General features: G+C 72.0%; 4 protein-coding genes. 3 read left to right on the top strand and 1 reads right to left on the bottom strand.

Features of this window, described 5'->3' with window-relative positions:
- The first annotated feature begins 336 nt into the window (after window positions 1-336).
- A complete protein-coding gene (locus ACLQ2S_RS08135) occupies window positions 337-1,581 on the top strand; it encodes a low temperature requirement protein A (RefSeq protein WP_425701432.1) in 1,245 nt (414 codons plus the stop codon).
- Between the two features lie 57 nt (window positions 1,582-1,638).
- Window positions 1,639-2,607: an L-threonylcarbamoyladenylate synthase gene (locus ACLQ2S_RS08130; RefSeq protein WP_425701439.1), complete on the top strand. Its 969-nt coding sequence runs from the start codon at window positions 1,639-1,641 to the stop codon at window positions 2,605-2,607.
- 3 nt (window positions 2,608-2,610) lie between these two features.
- On the opposite strand, the gene ACLQ2S_RS08125 is transcribed toward ACLQ2S_RS08130, so the two are convergent.
- A complete protein-coding gene (locus ACLQ2S_RS08125) occupies window positions 2,611-7,008 on the bottom strand; it encodes an HAD-IC family P-type ATPase (protein ID WP_425701431.1) in 4,398 nt (1,465 codons plus the stop codon).
- Window positions 7,009-7,159: 151 nt separating this feature from the next.
- On the opposite strand from ACLQ2S_RS08125, the gene ACLQ2S_RS08120 reads away from it, so the two are divergent.
- A complete protein-coding gene (locus ACLQ2S_RS08120; RefSeq protein ID WP_155221781.1) occupies window positions 7,160-7,420 on the top strand; it encodes a hypothetical protein in 261 nt (86 codons plus the stop codon).
- Window positions 7,421-7,580: the final 160 nt, after the last annotated feature.

Here is a 7,580-nt window from a genome sequence, read left to right as displayed (position 1 = left end):
CTTGCGCCTCCACAGAGGCCAAACTCGTCTCGAAATCCCTGGTCAGCAGCCCGTCAGCCGACTACGCAATCGCCCTGATCTTCTCCCTTGGCCGGCTTTCCCGATAGTGCCCATGTGTACCTCCTTCAAGTTCCCGGTGAGCGGATCATGAAGGCAAGCGAGGGCGGACGCGCGAGAGCGCTCGGGTGCGGCAGACCCTGACCTCATCGGAAGGTCTGACTGCGCTGGTCAGACGGTGTTCATCCGGCCGATGTCGCCCCAAGGCCGCCCCGGATCGGCTGCGATGGAAGGGTGGCGAGCAGTCGGCGGTTTTCGGATGGACGCTTCGGGGCTGGGGTGCTCCGGGGCCCGGAGAGCGCGCAGCAGGCCACCTACGTGGAGCTGTTCTTCGACCTGGTGATGGTGTTCGCGCTCAACCGGCTGGTGGCGTACGCGGAGTCCGCTCTTGAAGGTCCGGGCCTGACGAGTTCGGACGTGGCCAGACGATGGATCGCGATCGGGCAGATACTGCTGCTGTTCGCGCCGCTGATCTGGACGTGGATGCTCACCGCCTACGTCACGGCGCGGTTCGACCCACGGTCCCCGAACACGCAGCTGGTGGTTCTGGGTACGGCGTTCGCGCTGCTGGTCATGGGTACGAGCGTGCCGTACGCCTTTGACGCTGGCGGCCTTTCCTTCGCGCTGGCGTTCGCCGTCACCCACGTCGGCCGGGTTCTGGTGACCGGCTACCTCGTTCGCGGACACAAGCTTGCTCGGCTGCTCGTCCGGCCGATGATCTGGTCCGTCCCGGTGGCGCTGCTGTGGATCATCGGTGCGCTGAACACCGGATCGGCGCGGGTGACGTGGTGGATCGTGGCCGTGGCCGTGGCCGTCGACGTCGCCGGGGCACGGCTGGGCTGGCCGCTGCCCCGTCTGGGGCGTGGGAAGGATACGGCGTGGGCGCTTGCGCCGCACCACCTCGCTGATCGGTTCCAGCAGTTGCTACTGATCGCTCTCGGCGAGACGATTCTCGCGGTCGGCATCGTCTACGCCAGTAAGTCGGATCGGCCGGGCGGCTACCAGAAAGTTGGGCTGTATCTCGCGTTCGTCGTCGCGATCCTGCTGTGGCGTATCTACTTCCATCGTGCGGGGCAGCTGCTGGGGGTCGCCGTTGCCAGCGCCCGCGACCCGGCTTCGCTGGGTCGCTTCATCGGCACCGCTCACGTGGTGATGATTATCGGGATCATGTTCGTGGCGGCCGGGCACGTACTGATCCAGAACCATCCGCTCGGACGCATCTATCCGACCTGGCTCGCCGTGATCATGGGCGGTCCCATCTGCTTTCTGCTCGGCAGAGCCGCCCTCGAACGGGCGGTCTTCGACCGCGTCTCGCCGCGCCGCTGGGGGGCTGTCGCCCTGCTGATCGTGGCCGGGGTGCCGCTACTGGCTGCCCCGCCGTTGGCGGCGGGGATCACCGCTGCGGTCGTCCTGTTCGGCATCGCCCTCCTCGACGACCTGCGGTCCGCTGGTTGTCCCCCCGAAACCCCGCGACCGGCCAACGCGCTGGCGAACCTGTCCTGGTGGCGGCGTGGCTCCGGTTAGGGCGGGCGGTGGGCGGCAGGCTAGCGTCTGAGCGTGAGCATCGGATCTCCTCGTGTCCTGCCCGCCGACGGTGACCTCGGTGAGGCGGCAGCCCTGCTGCGTACCGGTGGGTTGGTGGCCTTTCCGACGGAGACCGTCTACGGGCTGGGCGCGAACGCGTTGGACGCGCGGGCGACGGCCCGGATCTTCGAGGCGAAGCAGCGGCCGAGCTTCGACCCGCTGATCACTCACCTCGCCGACGCGGCGGACCTGGAGCCGCTGGTGGGTCCGGTGTCGCCGGCCGTGGCGGCGCTGGCTGCCCGGTTCTGGCCCGGGCCGCTGACCTTGATCGTGGACCGGCCGGAGCAGATCCCGCCGATCGTGACTTCGGGGCTCGACAGCATGGCGGTGCGGGTGCCGGATCAGGAGCACGCTCGCCGGTTGATCGCCGCCGCCGGGGTTCCGGTGGCCGCGCCGAGCGCGAACCGGTTCGGCCAGCTCAGTCCCACCCGTGCGGAGCATGTGGTGCACGGGTTGGGTACGGCGGTGGACCTGGTGCTCGACGGCGGTCCGAGCCGGTGCGGCATCGAGTCGACGATCGTCGACGCCCGGGGGGAGCGCCCGGTGGTGTTGCGGCTCGGTGCCTTGCCGGTTGAGGAGTTGGAGAAGGTGACCGGTCCGGTGACGGTGCGACCCGGCAACTCGGGGCAGCCGGTCGCGCCGGGCACGTTGGCCGCGCACTACGCGCCGCGTACGCCGTTGCGGCTGGTGCCGGGGGCGGAGCTGGCGGATGCCGCCGGTGCGGGTCGTGGTTGTCTGGCGTTCCGGGATCGACCGGCGGGTGCCTGGACGGCGGTGGAGGTGCTCTCCGCCGCCGGTGATCTGACCGAGGCGGCGGCCCGCCTCTTCGACGCGCTGCATCGACTGGACGCGGCCGGGGTGGTCGAGATCGTCGCGGAGCCGGTGCCGGAGATGGGGGTGGGGCGGGCCGTCAACGACCGGCTGCGCCGCGCCGCCGCCACCTGGCATCCCGCCAGCGGAGACTGACCGTCAGTTGTCGTCTGTGTGGTCGCCTTCGAGCTGCGGGAACCCCGCGACGAGCCGGCTGAGGGCACCGTTGGCGAGGGTCGCGCCGAGCGCGGACCCGGTGGCGATGGTCCAGCCGACCGGCCCCAGCGGGGTGCAGCCGAAGAACTGACTCAACCCGGGGGTCTGCACCACCGCAGCCAGCACGCCGAAGGACGCGGCGGTGGAGGCGAGCACGGTCGGGCTGGTGCCGCCGGCCAGCACGGTCTGGCCGAGTTGCGTACCGACGAGGGAGACCAGGGCGACGGTGCCGGCGCGTCGCCGGGTGCCGGTGTATCGGGCCAGCATCCAGCCGGTGGTCGCACCGAGCGTCGTGCCGGCGGCTCGCAACCCGATCTCCCGGGTCATGGTCTGGCCGAGTGAGCTGTCCGGGCCCTCGCGGAGCAGTCCGTCGACGTTGTCGCCGCCGGGTGGCCGGACGGCGATGGCCAGCGCGGGTGCCATGTCGGTGAGCAGGTTGACCAGCAGCAGTTGACGTCCGTTGAGCGCGGCCCGCCCGGTTGCGGCGGCGGTCAGCACGCTGAACGCGATCTCGCCGAGGTTGCCGCCGACGAGGATGCTCAGCGCGTGGCGGACCGAGGACCACATCGCCCGGCCCTCGACCAGGGTGGCGATGATGGTCTCCAACCGGTCGTCGGTGACCACCAGGTCGGCTGCGGCGCGAGCCGCCGGGGTGCCCCGTTGGCCGAGGGCGATGCCCACGTCCGCCAGCCGGATGGCGGGGGCGTCGTTGGCGCCGTCGCCGGTCATCGCGACGGTACGCCCGCATTTCTGCAACGCCTGGATGATCCGGACCTTGTGCGTCGGAGTGCAGCGGGCCACCACGTCGGTGCCGGCCAGCCGCTCGGCGAGGGCGTTGTCGTCGAGTTGGTCGAGTTCGGCGGCGGTGACCACCCGTTGTGCCTCCCCGTCGCTGATGGTGGCGGCGATCGCCTCGGCGGTCGCCGGATGGTCGCCGGTGATCATGATCGTGTGCACGCCTGCCTGGCGGATCCGGCGGACAGCCGGCGCGGCGCTGTCGCGTACCCCGTCGGCGATCGCCAGGAAACCGGTGAAGACCAGGCCGTGTACGCCGTCGTCGGTGATATCCGGGTCGGCTACGGTGCACTCGGCGACCGCGAGGATCCGGTGCCCCGCGCCAGCCCGTTCGCCGAGTTGCCGCTGTAGGTCGGCCCGGCCCGCGTCGTCTAGCGGCTCGTCGCGTGCGGCGGTGCGACGGGCGGCGCAGCGGGGAAGCACCGCCTCCGGGGCACCCTTCACGCTGAGCAGCAGTCCGTCGTCGGTCGCGCCGACGGTGGCGTGGTAGCCGCGCGACGGTTCGAACGGCAGACCGCCGACCGCCCGCCAGCCGGGTGCCCCGTCCTGTTCGTCGACCCCGGCGGCGCGGGCCCCGCGAAGCACCGCGCGGTCGGTCTGCATGGACAGTTCCTCGGGGTCGTCGGCGGCGGGGGTGGCGCGCAGCGCCGCAGCGAGGGTGCGTCGCAACCGGTCGTCGAGTTGCTCCAGCGGGGCGTACGAGTCGCCGCCGCCCACTCCGGCCAGCATCAGGTGACCTTCGGTGAGGGTGCCGGTCTTGTCGAAGCAGAGCACGTCGACCCGGCCCAGTGCCTCGATGGTGCGTGGGTTGCGCACCAACGCGCCGTGCTCGGCGAGCCGTCGGGCGGCGGCCAGTTGGGCGGCGCTGACCAGGAACGGCAGTCCTTCGGGCACCGAGGCGACGGCCAGGTTCGCGGCGGTCGCGGCCGTCTGGGCCAGGGGTACGCCCCGGAGCAGCCCGGCACCGGCGACCGCTACCGCCGACCCGGCGGCCAGGGGGATCGCGGTGCGGGTCAACCGACCCAGTCGGGCTTCGACCCCGCTGACCGGTGTTGCCTGCCCGGCCAGGGCGAGACTGCGCCCGGCCTCGGTGTCGGCGCCGGTGGCCACGACCACGGCCTCGCCGCAACCGGCGGCGATGCTGGTCCCCTCGTAGACCATGGAGGAACGTTCGGCCACGGCGGCGGCGACCACCGGCTGGTCGGTCTTGCCGACCGGCAGCGACTCACCGGTCAGGGAGGACTCGTCGGCTTCCAGCCCGACGGATTTCAGGACCCGGCAGTCGGCCGGTACGGCGTCGCCGGATTCGAGCAGGATCACGTCACCGGGGACCAGGTCGTCCGCGGGTACCACCCGGGCGACGCCCTCGCGGCGGACCCGGGCGGTCACCGCCGAGCGGGACAGCAACTCGGCCAGCGACTTCTCGGTGTTGCGCTGGTGCACCGCGCCGACCAGTGCGGACGCTCCGACGACCCCGCCGACCAGGGCGGCGTCGATCAGTGAACCGAAGCTGGCGGAGAGCACCGCCCCGGCGGCGAGCACCGGGGTGAGCGGGTTGGCGAGTTCGTCGACGAAGGCGCGGAGCAGCCCACCCGGGCCCGCCGCCTGACCTGGTCGGGTGGCGTGTCGGCGCTGGGCCTCGGCCTCGGTCAACCCGTCGTGGCTGGTGCCGAGTTGGTCGATGATGGTGGGCACCGGCATCAGATGCCAGGCGGTGATCGCAGGTGCGGGCGCGTTGGCCGTCTCGGTCAGGCGACCGGCCCGCCACACGCCGTGAGCGAAGGCCAGCGCCGCCGCGCCGTTGACCGAGGCGAGCGTCCGGCCGGGCAGCAGGGCCGGGTCGGCGGTGAAGGCGGAGAGCGCGCCGAGGCCGGTGCCGGCCAGCCCGATCCGCATGTTCTGCGCGGTCATCCGCCGGGCCACCCCGGCCGCTTCGATGATCAGGGCGACGACCCGCAGATCGGTGCCGACCAGCAGGTGTGCTCCCCACGGCGGGGGATCGTCGTGGTCGGCGATGCCCAGTCCACAGTCGGACGCGGCCAGCGCGGATCGGTCACCGGAGACGAGCATCACCACCGCGCCCTCGCGTTGCAGGGTGCGTACCGACTGGGTGAGCTGGTCGTCGCCGGGCACCAGCGCGTCGGCGGAGGCGTGCCGTTGCGGGTCGCCGCCGGCCACGACGAGTCGCAGGCCGGCCTGCCGGGCGACGGTCGGCAGGGCTTCGACGCCGGGTGCCGGCTCCGGCTCCACCCGCAGCACGGCCGTGAGGGTGTCGCCGTGGGCCAGACCGAGCAGGGTGCCGCCGCGTTCGCGCAGCTGCCGACTGTCGTCGGTGTCGCCGGGATCCCGCACGTCGAGTCGGTCGAGCGGACCGAGTCGCCAACCGTCGAGGTGGCGTACCTCGTTCGGTGTGGTCGGGTCGAAGAGGGCGAACGCCTGGGCGGCCACCTGGGAGGTGTCGGCGTCGGTCAGGGGGGCCAGGTCGGCCAGGACGGCCCGGTCGGAGCCGAGGATCCGAGCATCCAGCACCAGCGTGTCGATGCGGTCGAGTTCGCGGAGCACGCTGCGGTCCATCGCGATGACGCCACGGCGGGCGAGGATCCGGCCGAGTTGGGCCGCGTAGCCTTCGCGTCCGCTGCCCGGCGCTTTGGGCAGGGCGGACAGGCCCAGTGCGGCGGCCCGTTTCGGACCGACCACGGGCGTCGCCGCGGCGAAGGCGGCGGCACCACCGGCGAGCATTCGGTTGATGTACTGCTCGACGGAGCCGTCGGGTTTCGGGCAGGGACGCTCGTCGGCGGGTACCCGGGCGATGGCGCGATCCGGTTCGCCGGTGAGCCGGGACTCGGCCTTCTCCCAGGCTCGCAGCTGGGCCAGCCCTTCACCCCACTGCACGATCCGCTGTGCGCCGTCGAGCACTATTCCCGTCCAGCCACCGGTGAGGCCCTGCACCACCGCTTCGGCGAGGGGGAAGAGGACCTCGGCGCGTGGGTCGCGGCGTAGTCCCAGACCGGTGAGGGCGTGCAGCTTCGGGTGCAGGTCGATGGCGCTGAGCAGTCCGGAGACCTCACCGGGGACCGGCGTGATGGGCAGGATCCGGGTGGCCGCGGAGATGGTCAGGCCGAGCGCGTCGGAGGCGAGGGCGCCGAGCGTACGCGGGGTGCGCGGTCCTTCCTCCGGTGGGTGCGGCGGCGGGATGTCCGGATCCGGTTCGTGCGGGCAGGTGCGTTCCACCCGGGCGATGGTGGCGACCAGCTCACGTACCTTCGGGCCGGGTGTGTCGACGGCGACGACCACCCGACCGGAGGGGGCGTTGACCCGCGCCCAGTTCACGCCCGGTATGCGTTCCAGCGCCGTCTCGACCTGTCGGGCGAGGGTGTCGCCGCCGTCCTGGCAGACGCCGTGGACCTCGATGTGGTGTCGGCCGGGGCGTGACCATATTCGCCGGCTGGTCAGCCCGATCGCTCGGGCGAGGCGGGTCGCGGCGGCACCGACGCTGCGGGAGGCGGCTCCCACCACCGGAGGTGCTCCGACGGCGCCAAACCGCATTCTCGCCTCCTACCGTTCGTGCCCGGCGGCCTGGCTTCCCGGCCGGACGTCCCTTATGCCCCCAGGAGCTGGGAAAACTTTCCTGCTCGGGCACGCATGGAGATGGGCGGTGGAGGAATCCGTGGTGCGTCGTCCGGCATGGGGAGGCGAGATGAGTACGTTGACACGACAGCTCAGTGGGACCAATGAGACGGTGCAGGCGTTCACCCGCCGAGTGAACGTGCCGTGGCTCGGTGAGGTGGCTGTGCCCCCGCCGGACAAGCTGACGTACTACGCCGGTATCGGGGTGTTGGCCGCACTCCAGGTGATCGAGTGGCCCCTGGCGCTGGTGATCACGGCCGGGCACCTGCTGGCCGACCAGCACCTGTCCGGGCTCGCCAAGGGGCTGGGTGAGGCGATGGAGTCCGCCTGAGGTGACGCCCCGTTGGCGGTTGAGTGCGCCGCGTCACTCTTGACTTGAAGGTGGGTTCAGGGCCGAGTCTTGAGCTGCGGTCGATCGGTCGCGGGCCCGACCCGCTGGTCCTGTCAGAGCTCTGGCGCGGACCGGTGTGCCCTGTGGGGCGGGTGAGCGT

This window comes from Micromonospora sp. DT48 (assembly GCF_049844495.1).
Classification (GTDB): domain Bacteria; phylum Actinomycetota; class Actinomycetes; order Mycobacteriales; family Micromonosporaceae; genus Micromonospora.
Note: the sequence above shows the minus strand (reverse complement) of the source record. Positions and strands in the feature narration are given on the sequence as shown.

Excerpts from the sequence above, each read along its gene's own strand:
- ACLQ2S_RS08125 (WP_425701431.1), bottom strand. The coding sequence starts at position 7,008 with ATGCGGTTTGGCGCCGTCGGAGCACCTCCGGTGGTGGGAGCCGCCTCC.
- ACLQ2S_RS08120 (WP_155221781.1), top strand. The coding sequence starts at position 7,160 with ATGAGTACGTTGACACGACAGCTCAGTGGGACCAATGAGACGGTGCAG.